Origin of the sequence: Wolbachia endosymbiont (group B) of Longitarsus flavicornis, assembly GCF_964028135.1 — a bacterium.
In the GTDB taxonomy this organism is placed as follows: domain Bacteria; phylum Pseudomonadota; class Alphaproteobacteria; order Rickettsiales; family Anaplasmataceae; genus Wolbachia.
In genome coordinates this window covers 894,765-913,607 of record NZ_OZ034758.1, presented here as the reverse complement: position 1 = coordinate 913,607, position 18,843 = coordinate 894,765, and the positions used below count along the sequence as shown (strand labels likewise).

At 34.2% G+C, this 18,843-nt stretch carries 17 protein-coding genes and 2 pseudogenes; 12 read left to right on the top strand and 7 right to left on the bottom strand.

What is annotated here, in order from left to right; translation table 11 throughout:
* The first annotated feature begins 272 nt into the window (after positions 1-272).
* Positions 273-1,640, top strand: coding sequence for a hypothetical protein (locus tag ABWU45_RS04245; protein WP_264683127.1), 1,368 nt, complete (start codon positions 273-275; stop codon positions 1,638-1,640).
* Positions 1,641-1,647: 7 nt separating this feature from the next.
* On the opposite strand, the gene trpS is transcribed toward ABWU45_RS04245, so the two are convergent.
* The 5 genes from trpS to ABWU45_RS04220 form a co-directional block, all read right to left on the bottom strand.
* Positions 1,648-2,646 (bottom strand): tryptophan--tRNA ligase, encoded by a 999-nt coding sequence (gene trpS / locus ABWU45_RS04240; RefSeq protein ID WP_353277910.1) that lies wholly within the window; start codon positions 2,644-2,646, stop codon positions 1,648-1,650.
* A 15-nt stretch (positions 2,647-2,661) separates the two neighbouring features.
* Positions 2,662-3,222, bottom strand: coding sequence for a nucleotide exchange factor GrpE (locus tag ABWU45_RS04235; protein WP_264683123.1), 561 nt, complete (start codon positions 3,220-3,222; stop codon positions 2,662-2,664).
* 62 nt (positions 3,223-3,284) lie between these two features.
* Positions 3,285-4,271, bottom strand: a complete 987-nt coding sequence (locus ABWU45_RS04230; RefSeq protein WP_353277908.1) for a polyprenyl synthetase family protein — start codon at positions 4,269-4,271, stop codon at positions 3,285-3,287.
* 10 nt (positions 4,272-4,281) lie between these two features.
* Complete coding sequence (rpsP, locus tag ABWU45_RS04225) at positions 4,282-4,596, bottom strand: 30S ribosomal protein S16 (protein ID WP_006015540.1); 315 nt, start codon at positions 4,594-4,596, stop codon at positions 4,282-4,284.
* Between the two features lie 134 nt (positions 4,597-4,730).
* Positions 4,731-6,530 carry a peptidylprolyl isomerase gene (locus ABWU45_RS04220; protein WP_353277907.1) on the bottom strand — a complete coding sequence of 600 codons (1,800 nt, stop codon included), beginning with the start codon at positions 6,528-6,530 and terminating at the stop codon, positions 4,731-4,733.
* Positions 6,531-6,719: 189 nt separating this feature from the next.
* On the opposite strand from ABWU45_RS04220, the pseudogene ABWU45_RS04215 reads away from it, so the two are divergent.
* From ABWU45_RS04215 to nth, 3 genes and pseudogenes are all read left to right on the top strand, one after another.
* Positions 6,720-7,462, top strand: a pseudogene (locus ABWU45_RS04215) (IS5 family transposase); the annotation flags it as partial.
* Between the two features lie 15 nt (positions 7,463-7,477).
* On the top strand, positions 7,478-7,876 hold the full coding sequence (locus ABWU45_RS04210; protein WP_353277906.1) for a hypothetical protein: 399 nt from the start codon (positions 7,478-7,480) through the stop codon (positions 7,874-7,876).
* Between the two features lie 21 nt (positions 7,877-7,897).
* Positions 7,898-8,536, top strand: coding sequence for an endonuclease III (nth, locus tag ABWU45_RS04205; RefSeq protein WP_108784611.1), 639 nt, complete (start codon positions 7,898-7,900; stop codon positions 8,534-8,536).
* 289 nt (positions 8,537-8,825) lie between these two features.
* Here nth and alaS read toward each other — a convergent pair whose 3' ends face one another.
* A complete protein-coding gene (alaS, locus tag ABWU45_RS04200; RefSeq protein WP_353277904.1) occupies positions 8,826-11,399 on the bottom strand; it encodes an alanine--tRNA ligase in 2,574 nt (857 codons plus the stop codon).
* Positions 11,400-11,617: 218 nt separating this feature from the next.
* Between alaS and ABWU45_RS04195 the strand changes: the two genes are divergently transcribed.
* The 8 genes from ABWU45_RS04195 to ltrA all read left to right on the top strand — a co-directional run bounded on the left by ABWU45_RS04195 (position 11,618) and on the right by ltrA (position 17,886).
* Positions 11,618-12,574, top strand: coding sequence for a hypothetical protein (locus tag ABWU45_RS04195; protein ID WP_353277902.1), 957 nt, complete (start codon positions 11,618-11,620; stop codon positions 12,572-12,574).
* 289 nt (positions 12,575-12,863) lie between these two features.
* On the top strand, positions 12,864-13,625 hold the full coding sequence (locus ABWU45_RS04190) for a hypothetical protein (RefSeq protein ID WP_353277900.1): 762 nt from the start codon (positions 12,864-12,866) through the stop codon (positions 13,623-13,625).
* A gap of 205 nt (positions 13,626-13,830) precedes the next feature.
* Complete coding sequence (locus tag ABWU45_RS04185) at positions 13,831-14,274, top strand: PAS domain-containing protein (RefSeq protein ID WP_108784319.1); 444 nt, start codon at positions 13,831-13,833, stop codon at positions 14,272-14,274.
* A 98-nt stretch (positions 14,275-14,372) separates the two neighbouring features.
* The gene (gene rpmI, locus ABWU45_RS04180; protein WP_010402777.1) at positions 14,373-14,579 is read left to right on the top strand and encodes a 50S ribosomal protein L35; all 207 of its coding nucleotides are present in this window, start codon (positions 14,373-14,375) and stop codon (positions 14,577-14,579) included.
* 21 nt (positions 14,580-14,600) lie between these two features.
* Complete coding sequence (gene rplT / locus ABWU45_RS04175) at positions 14,601-14,957, top strand: 50S ribosomal protein L20 (protein WP_063630562.1); 357 nt, start codon at positions 14,601-14,603, stop codon at positions 14,955-14,957.
* 12 nt (positions 14,958-14,969) lie between these two features.
* A complete protein-coding gene (gene fmt, locus ABWU45_RS04170) occupies positions 14,970-15,869 on the top strand; it encodes a methionyl-tRNA formyltransferase (RefSeq protein WP_353277898.1) in 900 nt (299 codons plus the stop codon).
* A 579-nt stretch (positions 15,870-16,448) separates the two neighbouring features.
* Positions 16,449-16,589 carry a hypothetical protein gene (locus tag ABWU45_RS04160; protein WP_019078704.1) on the top strand — a complete coding sequence of 47 codons (141 nt, stop codon included), beginning with the start codon at positions 16,449-16,451 and terminating at the stop codon, positions 16,587-16,589.
* 52 nt (positions 16,590-16,641) lie between these two features.
* A complete protein-coding gene (gene ltrA / locus ABWU45_RS04155; RefSeq protein ID WP_007302363.1) occupies positions 16,642-17,886 on the top strand; it encodes a group II intron reverse transcriptase/maturase in 1,245 nt (414 codons plus the stop codon).
* A gap of 131 nt (positions 17,887-18,017) precedes the next feature.
* Here the strand turns inward: ltrA and ABWU45_RS04150 are convergent.
* Positions 18,018-18,842 (bottom strand): annotated as a pseudogene (locus ABWU45_RS04150) (IS4 family transposase); the annotation flags it as partial.
* Between the last annotated feature and the right edge of the window lies 1 nt (position 18,843).

Sequence of the window (18,843 nt, the reverse complement as noted above, 5' to 3'; positions counted from 1 at the left end):
TCATTCTAGACTGACATCTAATCTTTCCATAAATGCTGTATTTCAACATAAAACAACTATACTCATCAACTTGTGCTCAATCATAATTCCTAGGTTCCAGTGTTAGCTACTTGTTTTTTGGATTTCTATACTATTGCTGATTGAAGATTATTGAAATTTTTTTGCACATTAAGGAACGCAAGCGTTTATGAGTCAGAGGATAAGTCATATAACATTTACTCGGTCTTAATACTTTGAATTTATATTTAAGTAAACGATAAACAGTAATTGGTATGAGTGATCTATTTAAAAGTGACAATTATGATAAAAATCTCAATTCTTTGATAAGAGTCATAAAGCTGAAGGATACAAAAAAAATTAATGAACAATATGATGAAACACTGAAAGATTTATCTCAAGCTCTGAAGAATTTTACAAACAACGCAAAAGATGTAGCCAAATTTGTTATATATAGCGACTTGAATAATTATGTAGAACCTTTGAGCACAAAGCCACTCGGTTTTATTGGAACATTAAAAGGGATATTAGATAGAGTCTTGGGAAAAGATATTCCAACTAATGATAATGACATAAAAAATTTTGTTGGTGATGAATTATCAGGTTTCACTATAGAAAAAGCAGCCGAATACACAAATATTTTAAGTACAATTAATCTATTCAAGAAAGGACTTAAAGAAATTTTAGATTCGAAACAGAGTGGAAAAGGCAATAAAGCACATAAATCATACGAAGTAAGCACGGAAAATAAAACGACATCAAAGCAGAAGGAAGATACTCCTAAGCTGCAAGAAGGAAAACAGCCGGTAGGAAAATTAGTTATGAAGAGAATAAAACGGCCAACAACAGCACCTCCGCCACCTCCTACTGCCTCAAAAAAGGTACACTTTAAACCAGAAATAGAGAATGTATCTCCTGAAGATTCAGGCTATGAAAGTTCATTAAGTGAAGAGTCTGGACATGAGGAAATATCAAATTATCAAGAGAAAAGTAGTAAATCTTCAACAAAAGATTCGGAAGACTCAAAGTTAGCTAAAAAGGAGCCAACTCACAAAACGAAACCTAAGAAAAATGCAGGAACAAGAAGAGGATATAAAAAGAGACAGGCTCCAGAGCCACCAGCGCTAAACGCTACCAATCAAGAAATTAGGCAAGAAACTAAAGAAGATAAATCTGAAATACTGTCAAATCCTAAAAGGCTAGATATTGTTGATCAACAAGTGAGCACGAAACCAATAATAGTAGAAGTGACTTCGCAAAAATCAGCTGAAAGTAAACCAATCCTGAAAAAATCTGCTGATAAAGCAGCATCAGAAGTAAAAGCGGTTATTATAAAAGAAAAAGTAAATAGCAAGAAGGACGGTAGAGTAAAGTCAATAGTAGGAAAATTTGAGCAAAATCAAGTTGCTAAGAGCAAAGCCACCCCTGCAACACAAGCAGATATCGGTATGAAGAAAGATCCTGCACCATCGCAAGAAACTGCCTCCCAATCTCACTCATTTCCGGTAGGAAATAAAAGATCTAAAATGAACCCCATAACAGCAAAGTCCGATTCTAAACTTCCGGTTAGTAAAAAACCTCTTCTCACTCATGTTAGTGTAAAGAAAATAGCTGCACGATTTGAAAGCCATGGGAAGAAATAGTTGTAACCTATTGAACAAACCCTATAATATCCTTGATCTTTTTTATATTGTTATTTGCAATCTCTGCTGCTTTTTCTGTACCTTCTTTTAATATTTTATGTAAATGGAGCTGATCCTTCAAAAGACCGTTCAACTTCTCACGTATGGGTGATATAACACTGATGATTAAGCCAGCCAACTCTTTTTTAAAGTGTTTCATATCATGTTTATTCACTTCTTCACACACTTTTTCCACATTTAAATCACTAAGCACTGAATAAATGTTTACCAAATTGTTTACTTCTGGACGGCACTTTAAAGTAGCAAAATCAAAGCCTAGAATTGAATCTGTTTTTGCTTTTTCTATTTTCTTGACAATTAAGTCATTTGTATCGTTAAGGTTAATGCATGAATATTCTGAAGGATCAGATTTGCTCATCTTGCTTGCTCCATCTCTTAAGCTCATTATCCTTGATGTACAATCCAAAGTTAAGATTTCAGGTATGATGAAATGACTACATTTATAATGATTGTTAAAAGCTGATGCAATATCACGTGCAAGTTCTAAATGCTGTTTTTGATCATCGCCAACAGGAACATATTTAGTTTGATACAGCAATATATCCGCAGCCATAAGTACTGGGTAGCTATATAACCCAAGAGAAGCTTTTTGTCTATCGCTTCCAGCCTTATCTTTAAATTGAGTCATACGATTAAGCCAACCAATTGGTGTATAGCACCCTAGCAGCCAGCCCAATTCTGCATGACCACTAACTGCGGATTGATTGAAAATAATCGACTTTTCCGGATCTATTCCACATGCAATATAAGTTGCTGCTGCTTTAAAAATATTATTTTTTAATTCATTTGCGGGAAGCTTATTTGCTGTGATTGCATGCAGATCAACAACACAAAAAAGAGATTTATATTTATCCTGTAAGCCTATCCACTGCTTAATTGCACCAAGATAATTGCCCAAGTGTAATACTCCACTTGGCTGAATACCTGAGAAGACAACTTCTTCCATACCTTGAGTGTTTTATTAGTTACTTTCGCAATCAGCAGATTTTTTAGAAAGAATAACCATTGCAGGACGAAGCAACCTATTTTTAATTGTATAACCAGTTTGTAGTACTTCTACAATAGTGCCAGGCTCTTTTTCATTATCTTCTCTTTCCACAACAGCTTGATGTAAATTGCTGTCAAAAGAGTTACCTATTGGATCTATTTCTTCTATTCCATGTTTTTTTAGATCACTCACAATCTTTTGGTGCGCCACTTTTATTCCTTCATGAATAGGATCATCATCTTTCAAGTTTTCCATTGCTTTTTTTAAATTGTCACAAGAGTCGATCATATCACGTGCAAATTTTGTGACTGCATAATCACTTGCATCGCTAATTTGCTTTTGCATTATACGTTTAACGTTTTCATTATCCGCAACAGCGCGACGTAAATGATCTTCAAGCTGAACTGCACGTTCTTTTAATATATTAAGCTCTTCACTTAAATCACCTGTTTGCTGATCTTCTTGATCATCCCCTTTTCGTTTACTGACCATATCTGCAAATTTCTTTTTTTTCTCTCTATTACTATCTGACATATCATTCACCCTTACAAACTTAATAAATATATAACAATCAATCTAAAAATATCAAGCGTTAGCTATCCTTGTCTTTCTATGCTTGCATTTAAAAAGTCAATCAAAGTAGTTTTGTAAAGAGAATCAGAAAAAGTATCAATATTACTTTGCGCCATATTAATATAGTGTTTAGCTTCTTCCATAGAAACATGAATGGCATTATGATGATTAATATATTGTAATGCTTGGTCAAAATTGTGTCTAGCTGAAGAAAAAGATTTCTCCCAGAATTTTTGTTCTGATGGGCTGCCTTTTTCATATGCTATAATAGAAGGTAAAGTAACTTTACCTTCAAAGAAATCTTTTCCAAGTTGCTTTCCTAAAGTGCCTTGATTAGCAGTATAATCTAGCACGTCATCAATTATTTGGAATGCCATACCAAAATTAAACCCGAAATTCCTTAGCCTCTCTGTTTCGTCACTTGTGGCTCCAGATACTACTGATGCAGCCTCGCAGCATGCAGAAAATAAAGATGCTGTCTTTTCTCCAATGATATTAAAATAATTTTTCCTAATTGTGTTAGGGTCAAAACGCGTTGTCATCTGCTTTATCTCACCCTTGACAAGCAAATTAGATGCCTTAGATAAAATAGAGAGAACACTTAAATTCCCACATTCTATAAGCCATCTAAATGCTAAGGTCAATAATAGATCACCAACTAAAATGCTTGATTTATTCCCCCAAATTTTATTTGCTGTTGCAACTCCATGGCGTGCCTTACTTTCATCAAGCACATCATCATGAAGTAAAGTAGCGTTGTGTATAAATTCTACCGATGCAGCAATGTTGATCCTACTCTCTCCAGAGTCATTCAGCATTTTACAAATAATAAAAATGAGCTTAGGCCTTATCTTTTTTCCTCCTGAATTAATAAGATGAGATGTAATATCGGTAGCAAGCTTAATACCTTCATCATTGACATTTTTGAAGATAAAGTCATTCATAGCCAATAAATCAGAAGATACAATATCATCTAATTTACTACTTTTTGTTAAATCAGTGTTTAGCATTTAATAGGACTTATGCTTCTTGCCCTTGTACTTTCTCAACTTTTTTCTTTTCTATTTTTTTCGATTCTGTTTCTAAATCTACTATGCCTTTTTTAATGAACCACATTACCCTTTCAGTTGCTTGCGCTCCTACACTTAGCCAATGTTTTAATCTATCAGCTTTTACCACAACACGATTTTTATTGTCTTTTGGCAACATTGGATCATATTGTCCTATTCTCTCAATAAAGCGCCCATCTCTTGGTGCTCGTGAATCGGCTACAACTATCCTATAAAAAGGACGTTTCTTTGCCCCAAACCTTGCTAACCTTATTTTAACTGCCATGTCAACCTTTATTCATATATTAATTACAATTTAAATACAATAAACAGCTCAAGTCAAACTAATTGTACCTCTTTTACCTAAAAATACAATATAGCCCCCTCCAATCACTCATAAAAGGAAGATAATAAACTTTTTTATATATCATCAATCATAGCATGATTAACTTCTACTCTATACTTTGATTTTAGATAGCTAATTAACTGTTCCTTTAGCGATATCATCACACGTTTTCCGGTATCAAGCATGTTTAATTTACCATTTGATGAATGCATTTCTTTTAGAACGCCTATTATAATTTCATTATTGTATTGAATAGGATCTGTTACCGAATTAGTTGTTTTCATATTGAAAATCTCTTCTATGAAAGAAAAAGGGTAGTTTTGTTCATAGCGTTGTATTTGCTGGCCTTTAACCAATTTTATACCTTGCATTTCTTCCAAATCTGTCTTTTCTCTTAGTTGAACTGCTACTTCTTGTCCCATTTTAAACATTCTTTCTTTTATAAATTCACTACGCCAAAGCTTTATGGCTGATTCCCTACTTTCTTCAAAATTTTGTAATTTAGGAGGAACGATATCACTGATTTTCACACCAACAACAGTATCTCCAACACCCTTAAAATAACTCTTCTGATCTTTCTCGCGTGAAAAAATGAAAGAAATGAAATCACTGGAATTTCCTACTTCATTACCACTTTGGTCTTTCCCACTAGCATCTACTGGACCAATGGTTTGTATAGGTAAATTGTAATTATTGGAGATTTCTTCAATCGTTGCACCATTGTATATCTTATAATTCACTTGATTTATGAAATCATTGACTTTTTCAAAAGACTTTTGATTGGTTAAAACTGACCTTATGTCTTTTTTTAAATCAACCAAGTCTTCATCAGAGATTTGATGTATGCTTTCTACCTTTATTACGTGCCATCCAAAATTGCTTGTTAAAACTTCACTTACTTCACCTGTTTTGAGAGCAAATACCTTTTCTCTCATATTTTCAGGTAAGAAATCCTTAGTTATATTATTTACTCTGGTTTCATCGAGTTTCACTTTATTAAACTCTTCTATTATTTGTTCAAAGCTTGCTTTACTTTCTTCAAGTGCTCTTCTTGCTATTTCAGCTTTTTCTTTGGTAGGAAATATCACATTGAATATGTCTCTTTGATTTTTAAGTTCCTGATGTTCTATTATACTATCAACCTCTTCATCTGAAATTCTGATTTGATCTTCAAAATATTTTTGATCCAGAGAAATGTATTGCGCAGTTCGATACTCAGGGTAATAAAAATTGGACTTATTTCTTTCATAAAAATCAAGTAAGGCTTGATCATCTGGTTCAGGAACGTCTGTAATTGCATTCTCAGTTATTTTAACAATATCAACTACTCTAGTTTGGTAGCGATTTTTGTATATCTGCTCATCAACACTCTCACCAAAAGTTATCGGATAATTATCTTTAAATAACGAAGTCATGAACATCATTGCAGGCAGGATTTTCTCTAGTTTTTCTATATATTCCTTTTCTGTTATATGCAGGCTATTTAGAGTTTGATGGAATTTATTATGGTCAAATTCTCCTTTATCGTCCTGAAAGTACTTGGTATTTTTTATATGGCTTTTGATAGATTCTTCTCCAACTTTTAATCCAAGTTCGCTAATTAGGTTAAACAATAGTTTTTGCTCTATAAGTGCGTTAAGTAAATCATATTTCAGCTTTTTTACTTGTTCTTTACTTACATCAGATCCAGAAATTTGCTTTTCATAATTTTGATATAGTAATTTATATTCATCTGATGTTATAACTTCCTTTCCTACTTTAGCTAATTCTTTCCTTTCATCATCATTTGATAAAAGATTGCCAATCCCCATAAAGATTAATAAGCAAACTAAAAGGAGAACGATTGCCTTGGTAAAAAAATTTCTAATACTCATTGTAAACTCAGTTAACTAACACTTAAATTTAGAATAGCAATAATTTAATATTTGTAAATCTATTAACAAATTAGCTAATATATGTAATATTGTAGTGTATTAAATTGAATGGAAGCTTATATTAACCTAAGAGCCTGTAAGTGATCTCTGAATATGGTAAGATGAGGTATAGTTGACATGAGGTAAAGTATGAGGAATACATATCCAAGTGACATAAGTTGTGAAAAATTCGAAAAGATTAGACTAATTTTAGAAAGCGTGCGAAAGAAAACAAAGCTAAGAAGGTTAGGTTTATATGAGTTATTTTGTGGTGTGCTTTATGTACTAAAAAGTGGCTGTCAATGGCGAATGCTTCCAAAAGAGTTTCCAAGATGGCGAAATTTTTACGATTACTTCAAGAAATGGAGTAAAAAAACGAATGAAGATAGAGAAAGTGTTCTAGAAATTGTCTTAAAAAAAATTGGTTGGAGAGAACAGTGGTCGGAATACCAAAACAAGCTTCTGCATCATTGATGCCCAAAGTGTAAAAAATACCGATACTGCTGAAGAAAAAGGTTATGATGCTGGCAAGAAAATTTCAGTAATAAAGCGTCATATCGCAGTTGATACACAAGGTTTGACACACGCAATTCATATAACAACGGCAGAAATAACTGATCGTAGCAGTGCTTTGACAATGGTTAAAAATGCTAAAGAAAGTCTCTCTGAAGTTAAAAACATACTGGTTGATGCAGGCTACACTGGAGAAAATTTTGCAACACAGATGAAAGTAACTATTGGTGCAACTGTTGAGGTGAAGCACCTTTGCTGTATTGCCAAAAAGATGGGTTGTTGAGAGATCTTCTTTTGCCTGGTTGGAAAAATGTAGGCGACTTTGGAAAAATTGCGAGCGTAAACTTAATACTAGCCTACAAATTTGCTTTTACTTCTTTCCTCCTCAAAAGATTATGAACAGGTTCTTTGATGATAGAGGGTTTATTTCTAATAGTCTTTATGTTGATGTGACAATATTTGGTACTTTATCATTGTTAGCACTGCTAGCTACTGAGATATTTAGTCCTACATTTTCAAAAGGTTGTGAAATATACACTGAAAAACACATGAAAGATTTATTAGAGGAAGATCCAAGAGATAGAGTGCAAAAGGAGACTGATCTGTTAGGACGGTATGATCCACTAAGGCTATTAATGCCGATAATTATGCCTCTTGTTAGAAAGTGTTTTACAGAAGTGGCAAGCGAATTTGCTGAAAGGAATTTTGATGAGGTAAAAACTGATATGTCTGATGTTAATACTGAAGGACTACCTCATCCTCGAGCAATTGAATTTGCACAGCAAACAGTATAGTATAAGCTTTTAGCTCTATGCATGGACTCAAAAAAAGTAGAATTAATATTTGAAAAATTTCAACAGTCAAATCCTGCGCCAAAAATAGAGCTAAATTATACCAATCATTTTACGTTATTAGTTGCAATAGTTCTGTCAGCGCGGACGACCGATATAAGTGTTAATAAAATTACAAAGGAGCTATTTAGTATCGCTGATACGCCAGAAAAAATGTTGAATCTTGGGCAAAGTGAGCTGAGAAAATGCATAAGCAGTATTGGTTTATATAATTCCAAAGCAAAAAATATAATCGGGCTCAGTAAAATATTGATTGAGAGGTACAATAGCAAAGTGCCTACTAATTTCGATGATTTGGTATCTTTACCAGGGGTTGGGAGAAAGAGCGCTAATGTGTTCTTAAATTCAGGGCTTGGTATTCCAACATTGGCAGTTGATACTCACGTTTTTAGAGTGAGCAATAGAGTTGGGCTTGTGAAAGAAAAAGATGTACTTAAAACAGAGCAGTCTCTTTTGAATGTAGTGCCAAAAAAATACCTACTTTATGCTCATCATTGGCTAGTTTTGCATGGTAGATATGTTTGCAAAGCGCAAAAACCTTCGTGTGAAACATGCATAATTCATGATTTATGTGAGTTTGAATGCAAGAGGTATAAAGTCTAGCACAACACCTCGATATTTCTTACTTTTATCATCCAAGTAGCTGATCTCTATGATGGTGTCATCCGAGTAGCTGAAACTGGGATGACAATGAAGCGCTACTTGATGACGCCTCTGTGCACTGCCGTTATAAAGCTGCTACTTTGATGAATAAAATGATGTCATTCCAGAGCATGGAGCTGTAATCCAGTTCTTATTACCTGATATGCTCATTTGACAGTTAAGTCTTCTCTACCCCGATTTGCATAACACCTTCGCTCATGGTTAAAAGATACCGAGGCAGTAGAGTGTATTAGTTTTTGCAAGCTGTTATTTTGCTATGGATTGCTGTAATGGCATCATCTATTTTATTGTTATCACAGCCTGTTTGGGCAAGTTCGGCATTTCCACCGCAATCCCTTCTGGTTACAGTAGATACTAGCTCTTTTGCATTGATCTTATTAGTTAAATCTTTACTTACTTTGACAATCAAAACTGTTTTATCCTTTTCTGTTACCATGAAGGCTATTACAGTTTTCGGTTTTTGTTGCTGTAGAGCAAATTCCCTTATTATACTTCCTGGAACGTTATTGAAAGTGTGGCTTACGAAATTTATTCCATTTATTTCGGTACTTTTTACAGTTTCTACACTGATAAGCTTTTTATAAAGATTTTTTATTTTGACTTCAAATTCTTTGCGCTCCTGGCTTAAAATATTGAGTCGACTTATTATTTCATTTACTGGTGCTTTTACGCATTCTGCAACTTTTTTTAAGCTAATTTCGTTATTGCGTACATAATTAATTGCTTCTTGACCGGTTAAAGCTTCAATTCTTCTTACTCGAGATGCAACGGAACATTCTGCTGCTATCTTAAACAAACCAATTTCTCCGGTACGCTCCACGTGTGTACCACCACATAATTCTTTTGAATCTCCAATTTTTACAACCCTAACATTATCACCATATTTTTCACCAAATAAGGCCATCGCTCCTTCGTCTATTGCCTCATCCATACCTTGAACTTTTGTGGACGTAGAAAGATTTTCTCTGATTAGAGAGTTTACTATATCTTCTACTGAAGACAGCTGATCCTGAGTGACTGGCTTATTGTGACTAAAGTCAAATCTTAGTCTATTTGGTGCGACTAGAGAACCTTTTTGAGTAACGTGATCACCTAAGATTTTTCTGAGTGCAAAGTGTAGAAGATGTGTAGCTGAATGATTTCTTCTTAAGTCTTGTCTTCTTTTTTTGTTAATACTAGCTGTAACTGTGTTACCTTTACAAATTGAGCCGACGCACCTGTGCAAATACAAGTCATTAATCTTGTTGGTATTTTCGACTGTTACCATACTTCCATCAGACTGTATAAGATTTCCAATATCTCCCACTTGTCCACCTGACTCTCCATAAAAAGGTGTTTTATCAAGTATAATAGTTATCTTTTCTCCTTCTTTTGCAGAATCAATTACTTCATTTTTAGAGGAAATTATTGCGAGTACTGTTGCATCCTTTACTTCATCACGTTCATAACCAACAAATTCCGTTTTGCCAAACTGATCGATTAAATTAAACCATACTTGTTCAACAGATTTTTCACCAGATCCAGTCCAATTAGCACGTGCTCTTTCTTTTTGCTCTTTCATTGCATTATCAAAACCTTTTTGGTCAAAATTTATTTTCCTTTCTTTCAAAATATCAAGTGTGATATCCAAAGGAAATCCATAAGTGTCATATAGTTTGAATGCTGATTCTCCAGATAGAGTGTCACCTGATTTTAAATCTGCAGTGAATTTGTCCAAGAGATTAATGCCTTTCATTAAAGTGTCTTTAAAGTTTTCTTCCTCTGATTTTAACGTTGTTTCTATTAAGCTTTTAGCTCTGATTAGCTCTGGATAAGCATCTCCCATATAAGCCAAACTTGTGCCATCTATGAGTGCAGGAAAAACAAGGTTCAATAGAGAATCATTATATCCAAGTAGGTGGATATAACGTACTGCTCTCCTGATCAATCTGCGTAGTACATAATTTCTTCCTTCATTTCCAGGAAGCACTCCTTCTGCGATGAGAAATGCAGCTGCACGAAGGTGATCTGCGATAATCTTATGAGCTACTTTATTTTCCGTATTTCCACAGTACTCTTGCGATTTACTTACCAGAGCAGAAAATAGGTCAATATCATAGTTATCATGAACGTTCTGCATAACAGCTGCTATTCTTTCAAGGCCCATTCCGGTATCGATGCATTTTTTTGGTAATTTTTGTAAATTACCTTCTTCATCTTTATTAAATTCCATGAACACCAGGTTCCAAATTTCAACAATTCTGTCGTCTTCATGTAAAGCGGAATTTCCATGATCGTAAAAGATTTCAGAACATGGGCCACATGGACCAGTATTGCCCATGCTCCAAAAGTTATCATCTGTTGTAATTCTTATGATTTTATCATCTGAAAAGCCACTTATCTTACGCCAAATTTCATATGCTTCATCATCAGTGTGGTAAACAGTTATGGATAGTCTGTTTTTATCAAGAGACAATTCTTCAGTAATAAATTTCCACGCAAATTCTATCGCAGTTTCTTTAAAGTAATCACCAAAGCTAAAATTTCCGAGCATTTCAAAAAATGTGTGATGCCGAGATGTATAGCCAACATTTTCAAGATCATTGTGTTTACCACCTGCTCTGAGACACTTTTGACTTGAGACGGCACGTTTCATTTCAGTTTTTTGCGTGCCGGTAAAGATGTTTTTGAACTGTACCATACCAGCATTTGTAAACATGAGTGTTGGATCATGCTCTGGAATCAAAGGAGAAGAAGGAACTTGCTCGTGATTATTATTTACAAAAAATTTTATAAATCTTTCTCTAATTTCGTTTAGCTTCATCGTTTTTACTGAGGTTATCTATGCATAATAAGTTGTAACAGAAGTAAAATCAATTTATCAATCTAAATATTAATATATATATTACTTAGTATAATAAAAGTAACTTTTACATAAAAATTTTAATAAAAAGATATAGGTTTAAATATTTTATCCACCAACATAGAGAAGTATTTGTTAATTCAAATAATATTTTTGTTAATTAATTTAAGGAGTGTGAAATGCCAAAAAAATTCCAAAACACTAAGAATAGGATGCGAAAGAGAGAAACAACAAATAAGCAGGAGATGAATGGTCCAACAATTAGAATTGTATCTGACTTGGAAAGTATAGAGCAAAACAGAAGGGTAGAATTTTTAATTAAAGGAGAGAATTTAACAGTAAAAGACCTCTCTATATCTTCTAGAGCAGCTGAGATAGGCTTGGTTACAGGAATAGTAAATTCAATAGACATTCCTCAAGCAATTCGTGAATCGACAATAGATGGAATTATTTTAGATCTTAAGAGTGGAGAAATAGAAAAAGGTAAAGAATATAATTATAGAGAATTTAAGAAAATATATCTAAAAAACCTTGTAGATGAATTGGGTAAGGATAGTTCAAAAAAGCTAAAAGAAAGAACTGATGAAAATAGCCAATTGAGAGAATCTACTACTGAAGAAATTGATTATCAGATGCAGGAAGATGTAACTATCGAATCAGCTTCTTTAACAAAACAAGAATTCGATTTTGCATCAAGCAAAGTAACTACTAAAGAGATTAATGACGTAATAAATGAAATAGAAGAATCAAATTCTAGTTATGGAATTACTCCTGAAGATATAAGTAGTGTTTCCCGTTTTGATAGTAATTCACAAGAAGTGTTAGATCATTCTATATTTAATAGCACAGATGTGGAAGGGCCTAAATTACCCGAAATAAATGGAGGACAGTATATAGGAATAGCAGGGATTGCTGGTGGTATATTGGGTGGAGTGCTAGCAGTAGCTTTTGCAGGATTAGGATACTTTGTATGGCATAGAAAAAATAGGGAAGGTAGCTACGATGTTGAAAAAGCGATGAAAAACCTTCCTGAACAAGCTCAACTTGAGCATTCCGGATCTACATCAGAAATAGAATCTTTGCTCAGCAATGCTACATCGGTAGCACATCTATCTTCTCAGATTAGTGTCGAGTAAAATTCCAGAGTTTGATGGCACAACAGTGCCATCAACTTAGCTCTTACAGCACTTATATGCTCTAGAACCAAAGGAGAAGAAATTTTCCTATCTTACAAAAAATTTTATAACTCTTTCTCTAATTTTATATCGTTTTTACTAAGGTATAATAAATTGCAATGAGAAATTCAGATATTAATATATGTATTATTTAGTATAATAAAAATATAAAAATCTTAGTGAAAAGATGTGGACTTAAATAATTTATCTTTTATACATAAGGAAATATTGGTCAGCTTGGGGGTAATATATGTCAAGAAGATTTAAAAATACTGTAGGAAAAAAAAGATCAATCAATAAGGAAAAAAGGAATAGATGGATTAGTATTGAATCAGAATTGCGAGATGTAGAACAAAACAGAACAATATATTTTCTATTGGGAGGAGGTGATTTAAAACTTAAGTATGTATGTATGCTTGACGATACATCTTATCGTATTCTTGTTGCTGAAGGAGAAATAGTGCATGCAGAAAATCCAAAAGTGATGATTGATGATATTGTTTCTGATCTCAAGAGTGGGAAAATAAGAAGTTATAAAAGATATAATGCAAAAGAGTTTTATGAAAAGTATCTCAAAGAGTTTTTGAGTAATGAGAACTTGCAAAAGCTGGAAGCTGGTGATATTGAAAATACAACAACAGAACTACCAAACTTAAAACAAGTAATGGAAGAAATGAAAAAATCAAACGCTAGCAATGGAATTACAGTGCGAAATATAGAAAGTGTTCAAAATACGACGAATATTTTGGGTAATCCTATGATTCATGATACAAACTTGAGAGGGTTTAAATTATTGGAAACACCTTCAAACGAGAAAAATAATATAGTGTTCACAGTAGGTATGTTAGCAGTAGCAGTAGCTTTGGTAGCAGCTATCGCAGCAGCTGTACCATTTAAATGTTGGTTTTATAATAGAAAAAATAAAAGCCATAGTAGTGCTAAGGAAGAAACTCCATCTAGTTATTTATTAAGTGCAATAACTTTAGAAAGTGGAACTAATTCTATTCGTTAGCCAAAATATTGCAAAAATAGAATTTGTTTATTTCACAGTTTCCTCATTTAATAATTTTTATGCTCTAATTATTATACTTAATTTATCATTACCTGTTGCGTAAACAGGATGAGAATCTTCAATAATCTACATCCTTTAGTAAGAAAAAATCAATACATTCACGATAAATTTACCTCATATCTGTGTTTTATATGTGGAATTTCGAATGGAAAATTATGCAGGCAAAGAAAGAAGAATAGTGAATATAGTTACTCAACATTGGAGTGATATAAAAGGATCAGATAGAGAATGGCCAGAAAGACATGAAATAGACACTGCAGAAATCATGGAGTCATGGCAGCATTGTTTTATCATTGAAGTTAAAGATCGAGGTTATATTTGTGAAAATGCAGGAGAAAAAGCTATTGAATTCTATGGTTTTGAAAAAAAGATGTACATCGATGATAAGTATGCAATTGATGCACCATTTTTGCGGCTATATAAAATAGATGCAGTTATTGATAAACTTGAGACTGTAATAGAGAGTAAATGCTCAATTAACGAAGAGGAAGAAAGTGAAAGTGTTAAAATGAGGCAAGTATTGCTACCAATTGGGAATGAAGAAGGTATAACACATATACTGGGTGTGATTACATTCAAGCTGCTTTAAAATACAATTTTAATTTGATTCTTTAATAAAATTATCTATACTCATACTTAATTACTAATAAAGAACTAAATAGTGGTGTTTGTAAATTTGTTTAGAATATGACGAAAATAAAATTAAAAACCAAATCTTCTGTCAAAAAGCGCTTTCACCTTACAGCTAAGGGTAAAGTCATCTCTACTCAATCAGGTAAAAGACATGGTATGGTAAAGAGAAGTAAATCTAATATTCGTAATCAGCGTGGTACGACGATTCTTAGTAAATCTGACTCGCGTATAGTTAAGCTTTATATGCCTTATGGTATTTAACAAAATGGAGGTAAAATAAAAATGGCTCGAGTAAAACGTGGAGTCACTACTCATGCTCGTCATAAAAAAATATTAAAACTAGCAAAGGGTTATAGAGGACGGGCAAAAAATTGTTATAGAATTGCATTACAAAGAGTTGAAAAAGCACTCCAATATGCTTACAGAGACAGAAGAACCTGTAAACGTGATTTTCGTGGTTTGTGGATAATACGTATTAATGCAGCAGTAAGAGAACATGGACTTACTTACGGTAGATTTATGCATGGTCTTAAACTTGCTGAAATTGATTTAAATAGGAAAATTCTTGCTGAGATGGCTGTTAATCATAAGGATGATTTTGCTAAATTAATAGAAATTGTAAATAGTAAGTTAGCTTAAAGCAAAAACACCATGAGAATTATTTTCATGGGGTCGCCGGGGTTTGCTGTTGGTACGTTAAACTTACTATTGAAATTACAGAGTGAAATAGTAGCAGTATATACCAAAGCTCCAAAACCTTCTGGACGTGGGCAGAGGTTAACAAAATCCCCAGTACACATCATTGCTGAAAAAAGTGACATAGAGGTATGTACTCCTGCCTCTTTAAAATCTTCGATAGAGCAAGAAAAGTTTGGAAATTTTAAGCCAGACGTTGCAGTTGTTGCTGCGTATGGATTGATACTTCCAAAAGAAATTTTAAATATTCCCAAATATGGTTGTATTAATATTCATCCATCATTGCTGCCTAGGTGGCGCGGTGCAGCTCCGATACAGCACACAATTTTAGCCGGAGATCAAGAAACCGGAGTTAGCATTATGCAGCTAGATGAAGGATTAGATTCTGGCCCTATTTTAAAACAGAAAAAATTTCTTATTGAAAAAAGCGATAATTATAAGACGTTGTATGATAAATTGTCTGAATTAGGTAGTGATTTACTGCTGAAAGTACTAAACGAAATTGAAAAGCAAGTTCCCTTAAAACAGAGCGATAACGATGCGTGCTATGCTGACAAAGTAAAAGACTATAAAATTTACGCAAGTGACGCCTGTGAAATTGCTTATAGAAAGGTTAAAGCATTTTATCCAAAAGCATTCATTAAGGTAGAGAATAAACGTATCAAGATACTTGATGCTGAATTTGAAGCCTTCACTTCAGGACAAGGTGAGATCATTAATGATAATATGCATATAAGTTTAAAAGGTGGTACTTTAATTCCTAAAGTTGTACAAATGGAAGGAAGAAATCCTTGCGATATTAAAGATTTTGTTCGTGGCTTAAAATCAAGTTTAACAAAAAAATTTATAGAATAGACTACTTTGAAGGGAGGGTGAGGAGAGCTAAAGCAACTTCTACAATTTGGTATTCCGCTGCTTGTTAGCGGAATCTACAACAAGATACCGCGTTTTGGTGTACGAACATTGCAATTTGCAGGTAATTTGAGTAGTAGATGGTGTCATTCCAGTTCTTGACACTGGAATCCAGTTTCTATTGTACAGCCACCTGGTGTGCTCATTTAAAGTGAAGTTTTCTGGATCCCAGTGTCTGGGCACTGGGATGACAGTGCGCCGTAGAAACACGGAAAGTGTTGAAGCTGTGCAGTAGATGAGGGAGGGCCCCTCGGAGCCGGTTTGCAAGAGCAGGCTTCAAACAGCCATAAGCTGCTTTGGTAAAGAGCTAAGGTAGTGAGCGTTATGGAAAAGGCACAATTATGTGTCATGTATGAAATAGAGAGACGAACGCAAGTGAACCACTGATGAAGTGTCGAAAGCGTAGAGACGACGTCAAAACCAGGGGGTAGTCGTTAACCTGGGATGAATCTACTGGGAGCTTGTTTACTGGGTAGGTGGCGTCCGGCATAAAAGTGGCGTGAATCTATTTTAGGCTATTGCATGGAACTACGGGAACCTGTCGTTTCGATGAAAAGGGAGAAGTCCAAAGAGCTGATCTCTGAGGATGAGAGTACCGATGCGAAAAACAGGGGCGGATTAGCTCGTAGTAGCGAAGAAGTTTCTGTAATGGAAATGGAGTGAAGGGGCTAAGTTATTTAGTTTTAATTATTTATCAACCGAAAGGGAGGAGTTAATGAATAAAACAAAGTCTTTTGATATACCGAAGCAACTTATTTGGAGAGCTTATAAACAAGTATCGAAAAATAAAGGTGCAGCAGGTGTAGATGAGGTCTCGATAACAAAGTTTGAAGAAAATCTAAAGGATAATCTATACAAATTATGGAATCGGATGTCATCCGGAAGTTATTTTCCAGAGCCGGTAAAAGCTGTTGCGATACCAAAAGATACAGGAGGGCAAAGAATTTTATGTGTGCCTTCAGTATTCGACAGAATAGCGCAAACAGCAGCTACAATGTATCTTGAGCCGTTAGTAGAACCGAAATTTCACGAAGATTCATATGGTTATAGACCAAATAAGTCTGCGCTGGATGCGGTATACACAGCACGGAAGAGATGTTGGAAAAATGATTGGACGGTAGATCTTGATATATCTGGATTTTTCGACAATCTGGACCACGATTTAGCACTGCAGGCTATCAAGAAACACACAGACTGCAAATGGGTCATACTGTATGTTGAGAGGTGGATGAAAGCCCCCATTCAGCAAGCAGATGGCAGTAGGGTAACAAGGGATAAAGGAGTTCCGCAAGGAGGTTCAATAAGCCCAATCATTTCAAGCATATTTATGCACCATGCGTTTGATATGTGGATGAAACAAAATTATCCAACAGTACCATTTGAAAGATATGTAGATGATGCGATAGTGCACTGCAGAACTAAAAGACAGGCAGGATTTATGAAAGTAATGATTGAAGAAAGATTGGCTAAGTGTAAATTGAAGTTACATCCTGAAAAGACACAGATTGTGTACAGTAAGGATGATGATAGAAAAGAACAATTTCCTAAACAAAGCTTTGATTTTCTAGGTTATACTTTTAGACCTAGAGTAGCAAAGAATAAGATGAGGAATTATTTCATCTCATTTCTACCTGCAATTAGTAACAAAGCCAAGAAGAAGATCAAGAAAACCATAAAGTCATGGAGAATACATCGGATTACATGGACCACACTAGAGGAAATATCGAAGAAAATAGATCCAATAGTCAGAGGCTGGTTTCAGTACTATGGCAGGTTTTATAAATCAGAGATGTATCCATCTCTCAGAAATATAGAGAGATACCTCATAAGATGGGTCAGGACAAAATATAAGAAACTTCGTGATCACGGAAGACTAGCAAAGCAATTTCTAGGAAAAGTGAGAAAGAGGTCTCCAAGTATTTTCTATCATTGGACACTTGGGTTAGGATCAAAAGGCTAAATAATGGGAGCTGTATAAGTCGAGAGGTTTCCGTGCAGTTCTGCGAGAGACTGGTGGGGAAGCTCCGCCGGTCTACTCTCCTCTTTCTTGGTCTCTTGTATCACAATGTTCGTACAGCCATACGCGTCAAGTTAAGAGATTGTGAGCAAATTTAGAGAGGTTAAAGTGGATACTCTAGCCCTTCTACGTTTGTCTTTTAATGAAAATCGCGACCAAGTTATAGTGAGTTTTTTAAGAAATGCTTTTAAACTATTAATTTTGGTTAATACTAAAAATAACTCTCTAACCCGCCTTTTTAGCTCAATAAATGCCTTTGTTAAGCTAAGTTCTGTATTCTTTTTCACTTCTGTGCAACCAACCATGCCGTGAAATATAAGAATTGCGCACAATTTAGCATATAGTTCACATAATACTCTGCATGGCTTTCCTTTTAGCTTATCAAGCCTGATATGGCTTTTATACAATTTAAATAATAACTCAATTTGCCACCTTACTCTGTAAATCGTTAATACTTGCTCAGCACTAATTTTATTTTCTGGAACATTAGTTATAAATATTGACCAGTTCAACAATTTTTGATTTCTTTTAGAGGATGTATATCCCTGCGATCTTGCTAATCTATTAGCTTTCCTTCTTCTGGCCATAGACTGTTCTTCAGTTAGTTTCTGACATATAATTCTTACTCTAATTTTTGCTTCTTTTCCTAACAATACCTCGTTTTCTAAAAATAACTTATCCTCTAAACATTCTAATAACTCCATTTTTTGATTTGTTTCTACATCATATATGTTGGTATCGGATTTATAACGACTTATGAAATAAGCTCCTATTTCATTGATTTGTTTAAAAGAACTTGGCACAAAATAACCGAGATCAGATATTAGCAAATCATTGCTTAATATATTACTTAAATGTTTCCTATATCCCTGGTCTGATCTCACTGCCATTAAGTTAAGG